The following is a 19,784-nucleotide window of genomic DNA, read 5'->3' on the forward strand; positions in this document are numbered from 1 at the left end:
TGAGAATGTGAATGCATTCGGATGTTCGACCCCACCCAGGAGCCATGAGCATGTTCCGCACCATCTCGACCATCGCCACCGCCGTTGCCTGCACCGCCGTCGCGGCCTGCGCAGCGACGACGGAGGCACCGAAGGCCACGAACGTCAGCCAACCGACCACGCGCATCAGCACCGCATACGAACTGCCCGGCGATCGCGTCTACCCCGAAGGCATAGCCGCCGACCCCCGCACCGGCGACATCTACGTCGGCTCCTACGCCAACGGCGCCATCTACCGAGCCGCCCCCGGCGCGAAGCGCGCCGAGACCTTCCTGCCCGAGGGGGCCGACGGCCGCAAGACCGCCAATGGGCTGAAAGTCGATGCGGCGGGGCGACTGTGGGTGATCGACTCGACGACTGGGGTCGCGGTCTACGACACCACCAGCCGTGCACTGATCGCCCGCTTCGATGTCACCGGCACCGGACCGCACCTGGTGAACGATCTGGCCATCACGCCGGACGGCACCGCCTACCTCACCGACAGCCTGCGCCCGCTGGTCTACCGGATCACGCCGAACCAGGTCACCGACGCGGCGGCACATGGCGGACGGGCCGATCTGACAACACAATTCGACCTGAGCAGCACCATCAGCGCGCACGCACCGGATGCATTCACCTTGAACGGCATAGTCTCCGATGATTCCGGTCGCTATCTACTGATCGTCGATATGAATTCCGGCGAGCTGTATCGCGTTGCGACCGCGCCGAATTCGCCCGATCCGATCCGCAAGGTCACCATGCGCGGCGCCGACCTGAAACATGGCGACGGACTGGAATTGCACGGTAATACGCTGTGGGCGGCCCAGAATGCCAGCAATACGATTACCCGCTGGAAGATCAGTGACGATGGGGCGAGCGCCGAACTGGAGCGCACGGTCACCGATGAATCCCTGCGCATCCCCACCACCCTGATCCGCAGCAATGATCGGACCCTGGTCGTGTCCTCCCAATTCGACAAGGGCGGGCCGATGGGACCCGGCACCCCGGTCACTCCGTTCGCCGTACTGAGCGTCGACGGCATCTGATCCGGCCGCACGGCCGGTTCGCCGAACGGACCGGCCGTCGGGTTTCCCGACGAAACGCCCGTGCGGTCCGCGGCTGCGTCACCGCCATGACGTAAGCTCGATCAACCGTACGCGAGCGGACTGGGGTGGCGGCCTCCGGTCGAGTGACATACGCTTCGCCGCGGAGAAAAACCGCCTCATGGAGGGACAATTGACCACTCCGAGCCATGGCGATGTCGGAACCGGCGGGCCACAAAAGGTTCCACTGTCGCAGCTGATCCACTTGATGTCCGAATATCAGAAACTCGGCCCACACCGGCAGACGTTTCTACCGGCGCCTGCGAGCGACACGTTTGTGCGCGGCTGTGGGATCGTCGCGGGCGGATTCGCGGCAGTTGGTGTCATCTGCGCAACAGTCGGCGCATATTCCGGTGCACTCGCGGTCGGTCTGCTCGCCCTGATCCCCGCCTCGATGGCCTTCTTCCGCGGACGCCGCAATCGTCGGCATCGCGACGCGCGGCTCGACCTGTTCGACTACGGCATGACCGTGTACCGCTCCGGTGAACAGATCGCCGGATTCCGATGGGACAGTGCCGAAGTGCGCCAGCAGGTCATCCCGTTCCAGAATTCCGCGCCCACCGAATATTCATTCCACATGACCGGCCCCGACGGCGCCGAGGCCGCATTCGACGACACCCTGTTCGCCGATGGTCGCGATTGGGGCAAGGCCATCCAGTCGGCCATTACCCTGGCCCAGCTCCCCCGCGCCGTCAGCGCCATCGACGACTGCGCGACCGTCTATTTCGGCGAGATCGCCCTCGATCTGACCGCACTCTATTTCCGCAGCAAGGCCTTCGCCTGGGAACAGATCCAATTGATCGACGCCCGAAGCGGATTGGTCCGTATGAAGGTGGACGGCATCTGGGTTTCCCTCACCCCCGTCGGCCAGATCCCGAATTTCTACATCTTCAACGAACTCGCCGAACGGCTGCGCGTCGCCGCTGCCGCGGAACTCGAACCGAACACCGACGCGCCGTTCGCCGAACTCGAACCCGACTCGGCTTCGGTCGAAACGCCGGTTGCCGAGACCGAAATCGAACTGCCCACAATCACCCCAACGGTTGTCGACGCCGAACCCGAGACCCCCGCAGCCACCTCGACGGGCGTCAGCGCCGCACCCGAAGCGCACACAGCCACACCGGCGGTTGTCGATGCCGAACCCGAAACACCTACAGCCACACCAACAGTCGTCAACACCCAACCCGAAACACCGACCATCACGCCCTCAGCAGAAGACGCCGAAGTCGAAGCGCCCATTGCGAAGGTCGGCCAGAACGGCCAACCCACCGACCGCACAACAGACAACCTGACCATCGCATCGAATTAGAACACGCCCCAACACCTTCCGACGGATCAATTGCTACCGAGCTCGATCCAACTCGCTCAGCGCACGAGCTCGGCGAACGGAATCTCCACGCGAAAGGCCGAAGGCCGGTCCACTTAGTGCTGGACCGGCCCATGGGTCTCGAGCTCCACATCGGTCGCGGCCCCGGCCTTGATCACCGCAACACCACCGGCCAGTTCGGCCAGACGCTCCTCCCGAATCTGAGCCCAGCTGCCATACTCCTAGCAGTCCCCAAAATGACCTCTGCACACGACTACGAAGAGCTACACCACCTGGCGGATCGGCTGACTCCGGCCCAGGCACGGCATCTTCGCTTGCTCGTATCGAAGGATCCCATGTCGTCCACCGCCGCGCCGCCCCAGGACGAGTCACAAGCTCGAGCCGTGTCCGAGGGGTTGCGGTCCATGACCGGCATCTGGGAATCGGGCAGGACCGACACTGCGGAGCGCCATGATGACTATATTCGTGGGCGTCTGCGTCAGCGGCGAAGCCCGGCCTGACTGCCGATAGCACGACATGATCCGAGCAGTTCACGGCAAACACTAGAGCTCGATCGGGAACCGCGCCTGATCAGAAGCACGCCAAATCATCGACAGACGAATTCGACTCGGTTTCGGCCAGAATGACAAGCCAGGTGGGGGGCGAGTTCACTCTTTCGGTGCCAACGATCGAATATGGCAACTCCGACATCCTTGTATGCTCGCTACCAAATCCGCACCCGGGTCAGCTGCTGGATTTGACATGGGAGACATTCGGGACCGGCATCGAACGGCTGTCACAGCAAATCAAGAATGTCGGCAAACGCTTGGATGTCGACGCGTGCTTCGGCGTGAACGAAGCCGGTCTTGTTATGGCGACTTTCCTTGCATCATCACGCTTCTCCCGCTGCAAGATCGGCTACCTCCGTTGCACCAAGATCCGGGATGGGATCGATCTGGACGATGCATCATATTTCCCGGAAACCAGACCGGCGCCCACCATCTTCATCTGCGACTTCGAGGTCAAACACGCCGACGTGGTCGGTTATCTCGCCAATCGGGTGAGAGCACGGTATCCGAAAGCCGAACTATATTTTGCTGTATTCGGCGCGATGACCAAAGGTCGTGACCTGAAAGTAGATAACTTCGATGATCTGACCGGGGCCAAAATCATGCGCGCGGCAGGCTTCGAAGCTATCTTTATCGCAGCCACGATGAGCCCACCCGGAATCGAACCTCCACTGGAGTTGCGATGACACCCACAAGAGGCGATAGCTCGATGAACAGCTCGAGCATGGCCCCCGACCTCGCGCGACGCATCGCCGCGGCAGTGCGCCAGATGATCGAAGAGATCCGTCCACAATTAATCGATGCTGCACTCACCGGCCGCCGCACAGAAAATGAGAACCTCCGTCACAGAGACAACTTCCTGTCCGACTATGACCTGTGGATGCATGAACGGTACAAAGAGGTGCTGGTCGAACATATCCCCTCGTTCGTTTACGCATCAGAGGAAGCCGATCCGGAAGTCATCGGAGACGAAGCCGATCCAGATCTATGCGTGTTGGTCGATCCTCTGGATACCAGCGAACTGGCAGTACGTGGACTGTGCGGTTATACGCATATCATGGTTTACTCGCGCACCCTGGCTCGCCCGATTATTGCGGTGGTGGGAGATATTTTCCATCATATCCAGGTATATTTGGCGGCCCGACAGGGCAAAGGCGATGATCGAGCGCTCATGATAACCGCCGACGGCCGCGAACACATTCTTGACAGCCCCTCGGGCACGAGCCTTTCCGAGGCACTGGTCACAAATTATATGATGCGCCCCGAACAGCGATTCCAACCGCTCGCTAGAGAACATCGACTTATAGAGGCACTCAGCGAACCATCTCGCGATGGAAAAGCGAGAGGTCGCATTGGTGTCGATTTCGGCTCGATTGGACTGTGCCACGTTGCCGCCGGATTCTCTGACGCAATGGTGGAATTTGCCAAGGGATTCGCAATCTGGGACCTGTCCCCTGGCCACTATATTCTGCACGCCGCAGGAGGCAGCGTGGTAGATCTGCACGGAGCACCAATCCCGCTGAACTACGATCTGGATTCATTATCCGACATCAAGAGCGCAATGAACCGGCGTCAAAAGTTCATTGCCGCCGGAAATCTCGACCTAGCAAACGAAATCCGCGCGACTCTCCGCATCGAGGACCGCCGGTAGCCGCAAAGCCGGTGAGTCACTGTGTGTCTCGACCGACTGCCGGTCATCGCAGGAAAGGCCGAAGGCCGGTCCACCAGGTGGTGGACCGGCCTTCAGGTCTAAAGGTGTTGCTGGGGAGCGGGACTCAGAAGTCCATGCCGCCCATGCCACCGGTCGGGTCGCCCGCGGGAGCGGCGGCCTTCTCCGGCTTGTCGGCGACAACGGCCTCGGTGGTCAGGAACAGGGCCGCGATGGAGGCCGCGTTCTGCAGGGCCGAACGGGTGACCTTGACCGGGTCGGCGACACCGGCGGCCAGCAGGTCCTGGTACTCGCCCGAGTCGGCGTTCAGGCCGTGGCCCGCCGGAAGGTTGGAGACCTTCTCGGCGACAACGCCGGGCTCGAGGCCCGCGTTGAACGCGATCTGCTTCAGCGGCGCCGACAGCGCGACACGCACGATGTTCGCACCGGTCGCCTCGTCACCGGTCAGCTTCAGGTCGTCCAGAGCCGGAGCCGACTGCAGCAGGGCCACGCCACCACCGGCGACGATGCCCTCCTCGACGGCGGCCTTGGCGTTGCGCACGGCATCCTCGATGCGGTGCTTGCGCTCCTTGAGCTCGACCTCGGTCGCGGCACCGGCCTTGATCACCGCAACACCACCGGCCAGCTTGGCCAGGCGCTCCTGCAGCTTCTCGCGGTCGTAGTCGGAGTCCGAGTTCTCGATCTCGGTGCGGATCTGCGCAACGCGGCCCTTGATGGCCTCCGCGTCGCCCGCGCCCTCGACGATGGTGGTCTCGTCCTTGGTGATGACGACCTTGCGGGCCTGGCCGAGCAGCTCGATGCCAGCGGTCTCCAGGGAGAGGCCGACCTCTTCGCTGATGACCTCGCCACCGGTCAGGATGGCGATATCGGCGAGCTGCGCCTTGCGACGGTCACCGAAGCCCGGCGCCTTGACGGCAACGGACTTGAAGGTGCCACGGATCTTGTTCACGACCAGGGTCGACAGGGCCTCGCCCTCGACGTCCTCGGCGATGATCAGCAGCGGCTTACCGGCCTGGATGACCTTCTCCAGCAGCGGCAGCAGGTCCTTGACGGTGGAGACCTTGGAACCGACGAGCAGGATGTACGGATCCTCGAGGACCGCTTCCTGACGCTCCGGATCGGTCACGAAGTAGCCGGAGATGTAGCCCTTGTCGAAGCGCATACCCTCGGTGAGCTCCAGCTGGAGCCCGAAGGTGTTGCTCTCCTCGACGGTGATGACGCCTTCCTTGCCGACCTTGTCCATGGCCTCGGCGATCAGCTCACCGATGGACGAGTCGCCAGCCGAGATACCGGCGGTGGCAGCGATCTGCTCCTTGGTCTCGACCTCCTTGGCGGTGTCGAGCAGCTTGGTGGTGACGGCCTCGACGGCCTTCTCGATACCGCGCTTCAGGCCGAGGGGGTTGGCGCCAGCGGCGACATTGCGAAGGCCCTCACGTACGAGCGCCTGGGCCAGCACGGTGGCGGTGGTGGTGCCGTCACCAGCGACGTCGTCGGTCTTCTTGGCGACTTCCTTGACCAGCTCGGCGCCGATCTTCTCGTACGGGTCCTCCAGGTCGATCTCCTTGGCGATGGAAACACCATCGTTGGTGATCGTGGGGGCGCCCCACTTCTTCTCCAGGACAACGTTGCGACCCTTCGGGCCCAGCGTCACCTTGACCGCGTCGGCGAGGGCGTTCAAGCCCCGCTCGAGGCCGCGACGGGCCTCTTCGTCGTACGCAATTGTCTTGGCCATTGCGTTGAGATCCTCCACATGTATATGGCTGACACACAGGACGACCGCAGGTTGGATCGCCCCATTTACGCTGGCCAGGTTCGGTGCCCGCGACGGACGACCGAGGGTGTCGATGGAACCCGGTCTCACCGTCCCGACCTGGCACTCACACGTCGAGAGTGCCAAAGCCCTTTTTAGCACTCAGGGGTATCGAGTGCAAGGTCCGCCCCTCAGGCGGAGCGGCGGTCGTCCACCCGGAGTATCAACGCGACGAACGCGTCGGCCCGGCGCTGCTCGGGCGTGCGTGGTTCTCCCTCATCGACCGTTACGAGTTCCGCATCGTTGAGCAGCAGCTCAGCCTCCACCCGCATGATCGCCCGAATGAACGGCGGCGCGACATCCGGTGGCAGGTCGCCGTTGATGATGTAGCTGCCATCGGGCTGCGATTCGGTGGACACATAGGTCAGCGCGCGCTCGAGATCAGCGCGTCGTTCCCCCGCAACTAGGTCGGAATCCGCGACGTCCGCCATTGCTATAGCTTACCGGTGCGCCGGATCAGGCCTTTTTCGACAGGCCGAGCAGTATCGGATCGACACCGGCACCGCCGCCGAGCCACCAGCAAACCACTGTCCGCCAACCACTTCCGATGCACCCACACCGGCGCGGGTCCGCGGACGCCCGGAATCGGGTGGCGCGCCGGGCGGCTCTTGCCGACCTAAAGTAGCCGAGTGAGTGAAAGTCCCGGCTGGAGCGCTATCGACGCCGCGTTGGCACAGCTGTACCACGACATCGAACCCAGTCATTGGGGGACGCAGCTGCCCTGGTCACTGGGCGGTCCCGATCCGCTGGACGGCATCAGCGCCTATCCGCGCACCGAACCGGTTCCGCACTGGCATTACGTCAGCTATGGCATGACCGAGCTGCACGAAAAGGAATGGGACAATCCGGACGAATCGGGCTGGGGATTCGAGTTCACCTTCCGGCTGGTCCGACAGCCGCACGACCGGCAACCGCCGGTCTGGCCCGCCGACTTCCTGCAGAATCTGGCCCGCTACGTATTCCAGTCCGGGAATGGGTTCGCGCCCGGCCACACCATCAAGGCCAATGGTCCGATCGCCGCCGAGCGCGCGGATTCGGATATCCACGCCGTCGCCTTCACCGTTGATCCGGAGCTGGGCGTCATCGACACGCCGCACGGGCGCGTCCAGTTCCTGCAGATCGTCGGGCTGACCATGTCGGAGTACCGGGCCGCACAGGGCGGGCACACCCTCGCGGTGCTCGACGAACTGGCGGCGCAGCTACCGCTGCTCGTCACCGATATCGACCGCGGACCGCTGATCGAGGAGCCGAAGGCCAAGGCGATATGGCCGCGCTGGGGTGGGGGTCTGCGCGGGCGGGCGTAGATTTCGCAGCGGAAGATCAACGATCCCGAAGGGGGACGACCGTGCCCGAATTGCCGTTCGACTCGCTCTACCGGCACGGGTTCGCGCGGGTTGCGGTCGCGGTGCCGCGGGTCCGGGTCGCGGATCCCGCGTACAACGGCGAGCAGACGCTGGAGCTGGCGCGGCGGGCGGCCGCCGACGGTGCGGTGCTGACCGTGTTCCCCGAACTCGGCCTGTCCAGCTATACCGCCGACGATCTGTTCCACCAGGACGCGCTGGACGATGCGGTGGACGCGGCGCTCGAACGCGTCGTGGCCGCGAGCACGGAGATCGATACGGTGCTGGTGGTCGGCGCTCCGGTGCGGGCGCAGGGGCGGCTGTTCAACTGCGCGATCGCGATCTGCCGCGGCACCGTGCTCGGCGCGGCACCGAAGAGCTATCTGCCGAACTATCGCGAGTTCTACGAGAAGCGTCAGTTCGCGGCGGCCCGGGAGACCCTGGACGACCTCATCACGATCGCGGGGCAGCGGGTGCCGTTCGGCGCCGACCTGCTGTTCACCGCGACCAATGTCGACGGGTTCGTATTCCATCTGGAGATCTGTGAGGACGGCTGGGTTCCACTGCCGCCCAGTGGATATGCGGCGCTGGCCGGTGCGACGGTGCTGGTCAATCTGTCGGCCAGCAATATCGTCATCGGCAAGGCCGACTACCGGCGCGCGCTGTGCACATCGCACTCCGCGCGCTATCTGGCCGCCTATCTGTATTCGGCTGCCGGACATGGTGAATCGACCACCGATATGGCCTGGGACGGACAGGCGCTGGTGTGTGAGAACGGCGAATTGCTCGCCGAAGGCGAGCGCTTCTGCGACCATCCCCAGCTGGTCACCGCGGATCTCGATCTACAGCGCCTGGCCGCGGACCGCATCCGTACCACCAGCTTCGCCGATAATGTGCACGATCACCGCGACCGGCTGATCCGGCTGCGGCGGATCGTGGTGGAGCTGCCGGTCCCGACCAGCACGCTGCCGCTGCGGCGCGAAATCCCGCGCTTCCCTTACGTTCCCAGCGATCCGAGGGCGCGCAATGAACGCTGCGCCGAGGTGCACCACATCCAAGTCGAGGGGCTGAGCACCCGGCTGCGCGCCACCGGCAGCCAGCGCGTTGTCATCGGCGTCTCCGGCGGACTCGACTCCACCCAGGCACTGATCGTCGCGGCCAAGACCATGGACCGGCTCGGACTGCCGCGGACGAATGTGCTCGCCTACACCATGCCCGGCTTCGCGACCAGCACCCGGACCCGCACCGACGCACACGCGCTGATGGCCGCGCTCGGGGTCACCGCCCAGGAAATCGATATCCGCCCGTCCGCCACCCAGATGTTGCGCGACCTGAATCACCCGGCCGCCGAGGGTGTTCCGCAGTACGACATCACCTACGAGAATGTGCAGGCAGGCGAGCGCACCGCACACCTGTTCCGACTTGCCAACCAGCACCACGGACTCGTTGTCGGCACCGGCGACCTCAGTGAACTCGCCTTGGGCTGGTGCACTTTCGGCGTCGGCGACCAGATGGCGCACTACAGCGTGAACGCCTCGGTGCCGAAGACGCTGATCAAATACCTGATCGCGTGGGCCGTCGACACCGACCAGTTCGGCGATGAGGCGGGCAAGGTGCTGTCATCGATTCTGCAGACCGAGATCTCGCCGGAATTGGTGCCCAGCGACGACGCTACCGCGCCGGGCCAGAGCTCCGAGGCCACCGTCGGGCCCTACGAGCTGCAGGACTTCCACCTCTACTACCTGCTGCGCTTCGGCTACCGCCCGAGCCGCGTCGCGTACCTGGCCCGCCATGCCTGGTCCGAGCGCGAGCGTGGCGGCTGGCCGGACCTCATCCCGGCCGACCAGCGCAATACCTACGACCTGCCGACGATCAAATACTGGCTGGCCGAATTCCTGCGCCGCTTCGTCCAGACCAGCCAGTTCAAGCGGTCCACTCTGCCCAATGCCCCGAAAGTCGGTTCGGGCGGCTCGCTCTCACCGCGCGGCGACTGGCGCGCCCCCAGCGACGCCTCCGCCGCGGCCTGGTTGGACGAACTCGCCCGCAACGTGCCCGAGCACTGAGTTCAGGCAGCGACGGGCGGGCGGTATCGCACCGAAACCGACATCCGGGAGCCGCGCCGCACCGATACCCCGCGCGAGCGAACGGCGCGCCGCTGCCGCACCCTGGCCGCGTGCGCGCACCGAATGCCGATGACTACCCAGCCAATTCGACGTCGTCCGGCGGCGAATGCGGCCCTGCCGTTCATGACTTCTCGGCGGCGATCACCGAAAGCAATTCGGCCAGATCGGCTTCGGCCTTCGCCTTATCGATGCCGAGATCGGACAGAATTCCAGAACCGTTCTCCTGTTCGAGCAGTGCGAGCAGGACATGTTCGGTGCCGATGTAGTTGTGCCCCAACCGAAGTGCCTCACGGAAGGTCAGCTCCAGCACCTTCTTGGCCTCGGCTCCGAACGGAATGAGCGCGGGCACCTTCGCCGGATCGGCGGGCTGTTGGGCGATGGCCGCCGTCGCCGCATCCCGGACGACGTCGAGTTCTACCCCTTGCGCCGTGATCTCCCGAGCGCCGAGGCCTTCCGGTTGCGACAGCAGGGCCAGCACCAGATGTCCGACGCCGATCTCGAGATTACTGGAGGCGCGAGCCGTCTCCTGGGAGGCCACCACCATCTTCCGCGCCCGCGGAGTGAACTTCGCGAAGCCCGCATTGGGATCCATGGTCGCGGCCTCGGCCGGATCACCCGGCCCCTTCGGCACGAACCGCTTCTGCGCTGCCTGTTTGGTGACACCCATGCTGGCGCCGATATCGGTCCACGAGGCGCCGGAGCGGCGGGCCTGATCCACGAAGTGGCCGATCAGATGATCGGCCACTTCGCCGAGATGTCCGGCCGCGACCACCGCATCGGAGAGTTGGTCGAGCACATTGTCCGGGCGTGCCTTTTTGATGCCGTCGATCAGATCGTCGAGTCGTACGTTGATTGTCATGCGTCAACCATAGGTTGACGATTCGGCTTCGTCAACCACTAGTTGACGATCGGCCCGAAAGGTCGGGCGCGCATCGGAACACAGCTGGGCACAATGCGATTCAACGGCGTGTCGAGCACCGTCAGGGACGCGCCGCTCGCCCCGCGCCTTGGACGATCTGCTCCTTGAACCAGGCCGCCGTCCGGCCGGTCAGCACAGTCCGCGCCGGGGCGTCATCGCGGTGCAGGAACTGGACGACCCCATCACGACGGCCCAGGCTGATGCACTGGAAGTAATACCGGAACCGCAGTTCACGGGGGTCGCGACCGGCCAGGCGCGCAACCACGGCATCGGCCGCGTATTTACCGGTCGGCAGCGCGGTCGCGCAGGCCATCCGCAGCTCCCGGCCGCCGGGACCGGCGACCACCGCGGCGTCACCGGCCGCGTACACGTCGGGATGGGATACCGAGCGCAATGTCTCATCGGTCAGCACCCGGCCATGTCCGTCCACCGCGAGCCCCGCTCGCTGTGCCAGATCCGGCACGCCGAACCCCGCGGTCCACACCGTCGCCGCGGCCGTGCGCACGGAGCCGTCGGCCAATCGCACACCGTCCGGCGTCACCTCGATAACCTTTGCCTCCGAACGGATCTCGACACCGAGCCGCTCGAGCACCCGTCGCACATGCTGCTGCGCCCGCGGCGAAAGCCAGGATGCCGGTGCATCCGAGCCGAGCAGCACCACCTGCGAATCCGGTTGGCACTCGGCCAGTTCGGCGGCCAATTCGATGCCCGTGGCACCGCAGCCGACCACCGCGATCCGCCCGGTCGGGATGCCGGTCCGCAGCCACTGCGAATCCTCGTGCGTCGCAACCGAATACGCGTGCTCGGCCACTCCCGGCACAGCAGTGTCGTTCGTGCTGCCCAACGTGTAGATGAGCGAGTCGTAGTCGAGGGCCCGCGCGTCGTCGAGGGTCACCTGCTTGCTCACGGTATCGATACCGTTCGCCCGGGCGCGTACGAATTGGATCCGCTCGGGCTCGAGCAACTCTCGAAGATCCCACTCATGGATCGACTGTCCGACAGCGTATTGGTGCAGTCGCACCCGTTCGATGAAGCTCGCGCGGGCGTCGACGACGGTGATGTGGGCCGCGCGCGCGGTGCGCGCCAGCCTGCGGGCCGCCGCCAATCCCGCGTATCCGGCGCCGAGGATGACGATTCGATGCTGTCCGGTCATGATGTGGCTCCCTTTCGATCGGCCGACACCCCTCAGACTGGGCAGCCCTCCGATCCCTGACAGCTACCGAACATGACCCGCATCACTGCGCGGCCACCCCGTCGACGCGGCCGATGTAGGACAGCTTCTCCGGATTGACGATCAAACGCAGCGCGGTCACCACCTCATCGAGGATGTCGACGGCGACGACCAACACCGGCTCCCCCGCCAACCGGACGACCACCGCGAGCGCACCGTTGATCTCCTCCAGCGTGATCACCATGCCCGGCACTTCCCAGCGGAACAGACCGGCCAGGTAGCGCGCGACCGCGGCCGCGCCAACGACCGGCCGACGGGCCGCATTGACCAGCCCACCGCCGTCCGCGGTCGAGGTGGCATCGGCGGCGAGCAGGCGCTCGAGCCCCTGCACATCGCCGATGCGCGCCGCCTTCAGGAAGCGCGCGATCAGCTCACGGGCCTGATCGGCCGGAACATCGAAGCGCGGCCGCCCCTCGCGCACCCGCACACTCGCCCGACGGAAGATCTGCTGGGAATTGGCCTCGGATACCGCGAGCATGTCCGCGATCTCCCGATGGGCATAGCCGAATGCCTCGCGCAATACGAAGACGGCCCGTTCGATCGGGTTCAACCGCTCCAGCGCCGTCAGCAGCGCCAGCGATACCAGCTCGCGCTCCTCCACCGACTCCAATGGCCCGAGCTCACCGCGCGCGGTCGGCACCGGCTCCGGCAGCCACGGCCCGACATAGGTCTCCCGGCGGGCCCGCGCCGAAACCAGCCAGGTCCGGCACAGATTCACGATCGCCGTGCTCAGCCAGGCCTCGGCCGAGCGAATCGTGGCGCGATCGGTGCCGTCCCAGCGCAGGTAGGTCTCCTGCACCGCGTCCTCGGCTTCGGTCGCGGATCCGAGCATCCGATAGGCGAGCGCGAACAGGCGCGGGCGATGCGCCTGGAATTCGCGCAATCCGTCCGGTTCCACCGCCACCTTCTTCCGTGCTGAGCCACCGAAGATGACCGTACCGGTCGGGGTCGCCGCGGCCCCGCGGAGTTCGGCGGGCGACCCGATGGTCCAGTACCGACCGGAAGCCCGACCAAGATCGAACCCCCAGGACCCGAAACCCCCGAGCACCACAAGAGTGCTCATGACTGCGCCTCGCTCATAGCCGTAGCATTCCCGCCCGGTCTTGATGATTCCTCAAGAAATGCCAGACGAGCTCAGTCGGCCAGATCGTCCTGGCGCTCCTTACCAGGGCTGCGCAGCCGCAGCCGACTCGCCCCGCGGATCGCCGCCCCGCGGATCGCCGGACGCGGAATCGCGGGCCGCCGCCGCTGCGCCCGGCGCTGGGCCCGACGCTCGGACGGCTTGTGCTGCCAGGTCTCCGGACGCGCGGCGACCCAGCGCTGCGAATGCCAGGCGAACGGGATATGCCCGAGATACACCGCGACCAGCACCAACAGCAAGACGATCGGATAGGTGACCAGCGCGGCCGCCGCGAGCGCGGTCAGCACCAGCAGTCCGGCCGCGGCCTGTGGTGCCACCGATACCGACTTCATCGCCAGCGTCGGAATCGTGCTGACCGCCAACGCCGCCGCGAAGACCGTCCAGGCCGCGACCTCATAGAAGCCGACCCACCAACCGTCACCGAACTGCACATACAGTCCGATCGGCACCAGCGCGATCAGCGCCGCCGCCGGAGCGGGCACGCCGACGAAATACTCCCGCGACCACTCCGGTCGAGTGTCATCGTCGAGCAGCGTATTGAACCTGGCCAGCCGCAACACAATGCTCACGGTGAACACCAGCGCGATGATCCAGCCCGCGCTGTTGCTGTCGAGCAATGCGATATAGAGCACCAGACCGGGCGCGACACCGAAGGAAATGGCGTCGGAGAGCGAATCGAGCTCCGCGCCCATCTTGGTGGTGGCGGCCAGCATCCGGGCCAGCCGACCGTCGAGCGTGTCCAGCACCGCGGCCGCGCCGACCATCGCCAGGGCGATATCGAGTTTGTCGTCCAGGGCGAACTTCACCGCGGACAGTCCGGCGCACAGCGCCAGGATTGTCACAATGCTCGGCAACAGCCGGATGGTCCGGCGCCTTCGCTGCGGTGTTGTTGGCAGGGCCTGCTCCATCATGAGTCGGTGGCAAGTACGGCCAGCACGGTCTCGCCCCCGATCGTGCGCTGTCCGGGTTCGACGAGCAGTTCGGTGCCCGCCGGGAAGTAGGTGTCGACACGGGAGCCGAAACGGATCAGGCCGTAGGTATCGCCAATGGTCAGTTTGTCACCGACCTGGGCGTCGCACACGATGCGCCGCGCCAGCAGACCCGCGATCTGGACGACCACGATCTGCGCGCCGCCCGCGGTGTCGATGACCATGCTGTTGCGCTCGTTCACCGCACTGGCCTCGGGCAGATCGGCGGAACGGAAGTGACCGGACTGGTGCAGCACCGTGCGCACGATGCCGGAGATCGGCGTGCGCTGCACATGCACATCCAGTACCGAAAGGAAGATGCTAACCCGCGGCAGCGGCGCATCGCCGAGGCCGAGTTCCGCGGGCGGTGCCGCGGTATCGACGAGGGCGATCTCACCGTCGGCCGGAGCGACGACCACGCCGGCCCGGTTCGGCGGCACCCGGTTCGGATGCCGGAAGAAGGTCGCACAGGCCGCGGCGGCCAGCAGACCCGTGCGCCGCACCCACTTGCGCTTACCGCCGAGCACCGCCACCGCGAGCGGCGCCGCGACAAATGGCAGCCCGGCGGGGTGTAGCGGGGGGATCGCGGTCCGGACCAGATCGACGACATGGCCGACTCCGGTCGTTTCGGGCGTGCCGGGCGGGGTGGGACGGCGTGCCACAGGCTCCTCTTTCGTACTCGATGCAGACGTATTGCGCCCTCAACGATAGGTCCGGCGCAAGCGTTCACACCTTACGGGAACCGAGCCTGCGGCACCCGCGCTCAGCGCAGGGCTTTACGGCCGGTGAACAGCTTGACCAGGAACAGCAGAATCACCGCGCCACCGAGGCAGGTGAAGAAGCTGAACCAGAGTCCGCCGCCTTCGACATCGACACCGAGCAGCTTCAGTAGAAATCCGCCGAGCAGGCCTCCGACGACACCGACCACGACATTGAGGAGGATGCCCTGTTGCGCATCCGTCTTCATGATCTTGCTGGCGATCCAGCCCGCGAGACCGCCGATTATGATCCACCCGATAATCCCGAGTCCGAGCATGGTGTCCTCGAATCACTAGTTGGGCGCAGCGCCGCAGCACAGGGCGTGCTTCGAGGGTATACCCGCCGAATGTGAGAATACGCACGCCCATTCCGCGCACCTCGGGCTAATATGAGGGGGCCTCATGTCTATGCGGACGTAGGCAGTGGGCCGATGAGGGACTCATTTCGATGCTTCGGGGTACAACCCGGCGGCGCCGCCGCAGGTACATAGGAGACGCACAATGGCCGCTCGAATCGCCCAGACAACGGGGTCAGAGCACACGGCGATCCTCGGGCTCGGCGTATACCGCCCCGCCCGAATCGTCACGAACGACGAAGTGGCCGGGCCGATCAACTCGAGTGACGAGTGGATCCGCACCAGGTCCGGCATCAAGACCCGGCGGTTCGCCTCGGCGGAGGAGACCATCCAGTCCATGAGTGTCGCCGCCGCGCGCGGTGCGCTCGAATCCGCAGGCGTCGAGGTCGACCAGGTCGATTGCGTCATTGTGGCCACCTCCACCCACCTGCTGCTCACCCCGGCCGCCGGACCGCGGATCGCGACCGAGCTCGGGATGAACGGGGCGGCGGCCTTCGACGTCTCGGCGGGCTGCGCCGGCTTCTGCCACGCACTCGCGATGGCCTCGGATCTGGTGCGCTGCGGGACCGCCCAGCATGTGCTGGTGATCGGGGTCGAGAAGTTGACCGACACCGTGAATCCGACCGATCGCTCCACCGCATTCCTGTTCGCCGACGGCGCGGGGGCGGTAGTGGTCGGCCCATCGGAGGAGCAGGGCATCGGCCCGACGGTATGGGGTTCGGACGGCACCCAGCACCACGCGATCCGCCAGGACAAGGACTGGATGGAGTACTTCCGGGAAATCGACGAGAAGGGCCTGGACGCGGTGCGGCCCTATCTCGCGATGGAAGGAACGGCGGTATTCCGCTGGGCCGCACATTCACTGGAGAAGGTGTGCCGCGACGCCATCGATCGCGCGGGCCTGTCCACCGATGACCTGGACGCGATGATCCCGCACCAGGCCAATGGCCGGATCATCGAGATCATGGCCCGGGTGCTGAAACTGCCCGAGCACTGCGCGCTGGCCAACGATATCGAGGAGACCGGAAATACCTCGGCCGCCTCGATTCCGCTGGCCATGGAGGCGCTGCTGCGCAATGGCGAGTCCAAGCCAGGCGATACCGCGCTGCTGATCGCCTTCGGCGCGGGCCTGTCCTATGCCGCACAGGTTGTCACGCTGCCGAACTGGCAGTAGCAATCTCGCGGTAGGAACTCAGCCCAGGCCCCAGGTGACCTTCACGGTGAAGGTCACCGTCTGGGTGCCGGGCTCCAACTGAAACGACTCGGCGGTACCGGCCTTCGGATTGGTGTCTTCGCGGCTGCTGGCCTCGTTGATGGTGATGACATCGGTCAGCTTCATCCCGGCCAGCACCGCGTACTGATCGGCCCTGGACTTGGCGTCGGCGAAGGCGCGCGAGCGCGCGTCGGCGACCAGCTTCGAATTGTCCTCGATCGCGAAAGATACCCCGCGCATGCGGGTTTCATTGCCGCCCGCCTTGGTTCCGGCGTCCAGGATCGCCGAACCCTTGGACAGATCGCGGATCACGATATGCACCGAGTTGGTGGCGCGGTAGCCGGAGATGACGTGCCCGTCCGGACCGTACTGCGGCTGGATGGAGACGTCCTTGGTCTGCACATCCTCGCGGGCGAGTCCGGCGGCGACCATGGCATCGGTCATCGCCTTGGACTTTTCATTGGCGCCGGCGATGGCCGCGGACACATTGTCGGCGTTCACCTCGACACCGAGATCGGCGTTCAGGGTGTCCGGGGCACCGCGGACCTGACCGGTGCCGACCACCGTAACCTCGCGCGCGGGCGCCGAATCGGATTTACCGCATCCGGTGAGCAGCAGGACCGAACCGACTACGGCGACAATGACTACCGGATAACACGTATTGGGTCGCATAATCGCAACCTACGCATTCGGCGCAGCCGAGCGCAGGAAAACACACTCCGCTGACTAGACCGACGCCTCGACGACTGTCTTGATCTTGTCGAGCGTTTCCCGCATTCCGCGCTCGAGCAGTTCCTCGAACGGCGCCTCGCCGCCGAGCGCGGCATCGATGGCCCGGCGGGAGAACCAGCTGGTGCCATTGGGCACATCGCGGCGTTCGATCAGCCGGGTGCCGGTGGCGGTCGGCTCCAGCGTGTAGCTCCAGATGCTGTAGTTCTCGTTGATGCGAAATGCGAAGGCCTGGTTGGGCTCATAGCGCACGATGCGCGCGGTGGTCGGCCAGTACTTCTTGCCGTCGGTGTTGAGGTTGATCGTCCAAGTGCCCGCCTTCGGCGTGCCGAGCGCGACCATCCGCACACACTGCGGGCTGAACTCCGGCATCCGCTTCAGATCGGACACAACGGCCCACACCCGTTCCGGCGGAGCCGCGATGTCGATGGCGGCTTCGATATTTTTCGGCAACGCTGCCTCCGGGAACCTCTAGCACGACTTGACGATTAGGCAACATCGTAGATGGCGGCTGTTGGAAGACAAATGGGTCACTTTTTCGCGATATGTTTACCGACCCTTGTAATAGCGCGCGCACAATATCTGATAGACGAAGCAACAGACACTGCCACAGGCTTTTCCGTCCAGCGTGAGGTGATCGGCCGTGAAACTGCGCTCGCTCTTACATCGTCGACATGCGGACCAGGTCCCGCTGCTTCCCGCTAACGAACCCGAACGCACAACCGCCAAGGGCATCGCCGCGCCGCGCGGCAGGCGCAAGATCGTGCAGGAAGAACGACTGGAGCGCCTGCTCACCCCCACCGAACTCGACTTGGTGCGCGAACATCGCGTTTGACGAACGTTCCATACTCAGTAGGTGACTTCACCCGCTGCTACGAAGCCGGCCATCCTCAGTGTCGACGACGATCCGGGGGTCTCCCGCGCGGTCGTGCGCGACCTGCGCCGCCGTTATGGGGCCGATTACCGGATTCTGCGCGCGGAATCGGGCGCGGAAGCGCTCGACGCCCTGCGTGAGATGAAACTGCGCGGCCAGCCGGTCGCGGTACTCATCGCCGATTTCCGGATGCCGGGCATGGACGGCATCGAATTCCTCGAGCAGGCCATGGATCTGCACCCGTTCGCACGTCGGGTGCTGCTGACCGCGTATGCCGATACCAGCGCCGCGATCGATGCGATCAATGTCGTCGACCTGGACCACTACCTGCTCAAGCCGTGGGATCCGCCGGAGGAGAAGCTGTATCCGGTGCTGGACGGTCTGCTGGAGGCCTGGCGCAGCAATGACCACAAACCCGTCACCGAGACCAAGGTGGTCGGCAATCGATGGTCGCCGCGGTCATCGGAGGTGCGCGAGTTCCTGGCCCGCAATCAGCTGCCCTACCGCTGGTATCTGGCCGAGGAGCCGGAGGGCGCGCGGCTGCTGGAGGCGGCGGGCGCCGACCCCAATATCTGTCCGGTGGTGATCACTCCGGCCGGGCAGGCACTGGTGCAGCCGAGCGACGGCGAACTCGCCGAAAGTGTCGGTCTCAACACCAATCCGACCGGCGACTTCTATGACTTGATCGTGGTCGGCGGCGGACCGGCCGGACTCGGCGCCGCGGTGTACGGCGCGTCCGAGGGACTGCGCACCGTGCTGGTGGAGCGCACCGCGACCGGCGGACAGGCCGGACAGAGTTCGCGCATCGAGAACTACCTCGGCTTCCCGGACGGTCTGTCCGGTGCGCAGCTGGCCGACCGGGCGCGGCGTCAAGCCGCCAAATTCGGTGCCGAGGTGATCACCACGCGCGAGGTGGTCGGGCTCGAGGTGAACGGATCCGCGCGCACCGTGCGCTTCGCCGACGGCGGGCGGCTCTGCGCGCATACGGTCATCATCGCCACGGGTGTGGACTACCGGCGCCATCCCGCGCCGGGTGTGGACGACTTCACCGGGCGCGGGGTCTACTACGGATCGGCCATGACGGAGGCCTCCGAATGCGCCGACCACGATGTCTACATCGTCGGCGGGGCGAATTCGGCGGGTCAGGCGGCGGTGTTCCTGTCCCGCAACGCGCGCGCGGTGCATCTGGTGGTCCGCGCGGATTCGCTGGACAAGTCCATGTCGCACTATCTGATCCAGCAGATCGCCGCGATACCGAATATTCGCGTGCACACCAATACCGAGGTGACCGCCGCCGACGGCGAGGATCACCTGCAGTGGATCGTGCTGCGCAATAACGCGACCGGTGCGGAAGAAAAAGCCGAGGCCGAACGGTTGTTCCTGTTCATCGGCGCCGCACCGCAGACCGACTGGCTCGACGGAGTGATCAAGCGGGACGAGGCGGGCTATGTGCTCGCCGGTCCCGATCTGCTCATCGACGGAGCCAGACCGACGGGCTGGGAGCTACCCAGACCGCCCCACCATCTGGAGACCAACGTGCCAGGGGTTTTCGTGGCGGGTGACGTACATGCCGACTCGGCAAAGCGAGTGGCATCGGCGGTCGGTGAGGGCGCGATGGCGGTCATGCTCGTGCACCGGTACCTGGCGTGATAGGAGG

The 19,784-nt window shown here is 65.4% G+C and carries 19 protein-coding genes; 9 read left to right on the forward strand and 10 right to left on the reverse strand.

Features of this window, described 5'->3' with window-relative positions; translation table 11 throughout:
• Positions 1-50 precede the first annotated feature (50 nt).
• From ACWEO2_RS08325 to ACWEO2_RS08340, 4 genes are all read left to right on the forward strand, one after another.
• Positions 51-1,064 carry an SMP-30/gluconolactonase/LRE family protein gene (locus ACWEO2_RS08325; protein ID WP_452404704.1) on the forward strand — a complete coding sequence of 338 codons (1,014 nt, stop codon included), beginning with the start codon at positions 51-53 and terminating at the stop codon, positions 1,062-1,064.
• Positions 1,065-1,254: 190 nt separating this feature from the next.
• Positions 1,255-2,430 carry a DUF6585 family protein gene (locus tag ACWEO2_RS08330; protein ID WP_452404705.1) on the forward strand — a complete coding sequence of 392 codons (1,176 nt, stop codon included), beginning with the start codon at positions 1,255-1,257 and terminating at the stop codon, positions 2,428-2,430.
• A gap of 676 nt (positions 2,431-3,106) precedes the next feature.
• Positions 3,107-3,682, forward strand: a complete 576-nt coding sequence (locus ACWEO2_RS08335) for a hypothetical protein (RefSeq protein ID WP_452404706.1) — start codon at positions 3,107-3,109, stop codon at positions 3,680-3,682.
• Positions 3,683-3,705: 23 nt separating this feature from the next.
• Complete coding sequence (locus ACWEO2_RS08340) at positions 3,706-4,647, forward strand: inositol monophosphatase family protein (protein ID WP_452404707.1); 942 nt, start codon at positions 3,706-3,708, stop codon at positions 4,645-4,647.
• Positions 4,648-4,771: 124 nt separating this feature from the next.
• On the opposite strand, the gene groL is transcribed toward ACWEO2_RS08340, so the two are convergent.
• Positions 4,772-6,397: a chaperonin GroEL gene (gene groL / locus ACWEO2_RS08345; RefSeq protein WP_354955562.1), complete on the reverse strand. Its 1,626-nt coding sequence runs from the start codon at positions 6,395-6,397 to the stop codon at positions 4,772-4,774.
• A 209-nt stretch (positions 6,398-6,606) separates the two neighbouring features.
• The gene (locus tag ACWEO2_RS08350) at positions 6,607-6,906 is read right to left on the reverse strand and encodes a DUF222 domain-containing protein (RefSeq protein ID WP_354955560.1); all 300 of its coding nucleotides are present in this window, start codon (positions 6,904-6,906) and stop codon (positions 6,607-6,609) included.
• A 198-nt stretch (positions 6,907-7,104) separates the two neighbouring features.
• On the opposite strand from ACWEO2_RS08350, the gene ACWEO2_RS08355 reads away from it, so the two are divergent.
• The gene (locus ACWEO2_RS08355) at positions 7,105-7,779 is read left to right on the forward strand and encodes a suppressor of fused domain protein (RefSeq protein ID WP_452404708.1); all 675 of its coding nucleotides are present in this window, start codon (positions 7,105-7,107) and stop codon (positions 7,777-7,779) included.
• A 41-nt stretch (positions 7,780-7,820) separates the two neighbouring features.
• Positions 7,821-9,878, forward strand: coding sequence for an NAD(+) synthase (locus tag ACWEO2_RS08360; protein ID WP_452404709.1), 2,058 nt, complete (start codon positions 7,821-7,823; stop codon positions 9,876-9,878).
• 181 nt (positions 9,879-10,059) lie between these two features.
• Here the strand turns inward: ACWEO2_RS08360 and ACWEO2_RS08365 are convergent, their stop codons facing one another.
• The 6 genes from ACWEO2_RS08365 to ACWEO2_RS08390 all read right to left on the reverse strand — a co-directional run bounded on the left by ACWEO2_RS08365 (position 10,060) and on the right by ACWEO2_RS08390 (position 15,233).
• Positions 10,060-10,797: a Clp protease N-terminal domain-containing protein gene (locus ACWEO2_RS08365; protein ID WP_452404710.1), complete on the reverse strand. Its 738-nt coding sequence runs from the start codon at positions 10,795-10,797 to the stop codon at positions 10,060-10,062.
• 121 nt (positions 10,798-10,918) lie between these two features.
• Complete coding sequence (locus ACWEO2_RS08370; protein WP_452404711.1) at positions 10,919-12,010, reverse strand: NAD(P)/FAD-dependent oxidoreductase; 1,092 nt, start codon at positions 12,008-12,010, stop codon at positions 10,919-10,921.
• Between the two features lie 82 nt (positions 12,011-12,092).
• On the reverse strand, positions 12,093-13,151 hold the full coding sequence (locus ACWEO2_RS08375; RefSeq protein WP_452404712.1) for an RNA polymerase sigma-70 factor: 1,059 nt from the start codon (positions 13,149-13,151) through the stop codon (positions 12,093-12,095).
• 71 nt (positions 13,152-13,222) lie between these two features.
• Positions 13,223-14,140 carry a CDP-alcohol phosphatidyltransferase family protein gene (locus ACWEO2_RS08380; RefSeq protein ID WP_452404713.1) on the reverse strand — a complete coding sequence of 306 codons (918 nt, stop codon included), beginning with the start codon at positions 14,138-14,140 and terminating at the stop codon, positions 13,223-13,225.
• Positions 14,137-14,859, reverse strand: coding sequence for a phosphatidylserine decarboxylase (locus ACWEO2_RS08385; RefSeq protein WP_452404714.1), 723 nt, complete (start codon positions 14,857-14,859; stop codon positions 14,137-14,139). Before ACWEO2_RS08385 ends, ACWEO2_RS08380 begins: the two co-directional genes overlap by 4 nt.
• A 101-nt stretch (positions 14,860-14,960) precedes the next feature.
• Entirely contained in the window at positions 14,961-15,233 is a 273-nt protein-coding gene (locus tag ACWEO2_RS08390) for a GlsB/YeaQ/YmgE family stress response membrane protein (protein WP_354955546.1), read from the reverse strand.
• A 223-nt stretch (positions 15,234-15,456) separates the two neighbouring features.
• Between ACWEO2_RS08390 and ACWEO2_RS08395 the strand changes: the two genes are divergently transcribed.
• The gene (locus ACWEO2_RS08395) at positions 15,457-16,485 is read left to right on the forward strand and encodes a beta-ketoacyl-ACP synthase III (protein WP_354955543.1); all 1,029 of its coding nucleotides are present in this window, start codon (positions 15,457-15,459) and stop codon (positions 16,483-16,485) included.
• Positions 16,486-16,503: 18 nt separating this feature from the next.
• On the opposite strand, the gene ACWEO2_RS08400 is transcribed toward ACWEO2_RS08395, so the two are convergent.
• A complete protein-coding gene (locus ACWEO2_RS08400; protein ID WP_452404715.1) occupies positions 16,504-17,196 on the reverse strand; it encodes an SIMPL domain-containing protein in 693 nt (230 codons plus the stop codon).
• A gap of 54 nt (positions 17,197-17,250) precedes the next feature.
• On the reverse strand, positions 17,251-17,706 hold the full coding sequence (locus ACWEO2_RS08405) for an SRPBCC family protein (RefSeq protein ID WP_355179238.1): 456 nt from the start codon (positions 17,704-17,706) through the stop codon (positions 17,251-17,253).
• Positions 17,707-17,896: 190 nt separating this feature from the next.
• On the opposite strand from ACWEO2_RS08405, the gene ACWEO2_RS08410 reads away from it, so the two are divergent.
• On the forward strand, positions 17,897-18,088 hold the full coding sequence (locus ACWEO2_RS08410) for a hypothetical protein (protein WP_354955537.1): 192 nt from the start codon (positions 17,897-17,899) through the stop codon (positions 18,086-18,088).
• 21 nt (positions 18,089-18,109) lie between these two features.
• Complete coding sequence (locus ACWEO2_RS08415) at positions 18,110-19,777, forward strand: FAD-dependent oxidoreductase (RefSeq protein ID WP_452404716.1); 1,668 nt, start codon at positions 18,110-18,112, stop codon at positions 19,775-19,777.
• Positions 19,778-19,784 lie beyond the last annotated feature (7 nt).

This window comes from Nocardia sp. NPDC004278, from assembly GCF_053602975.1.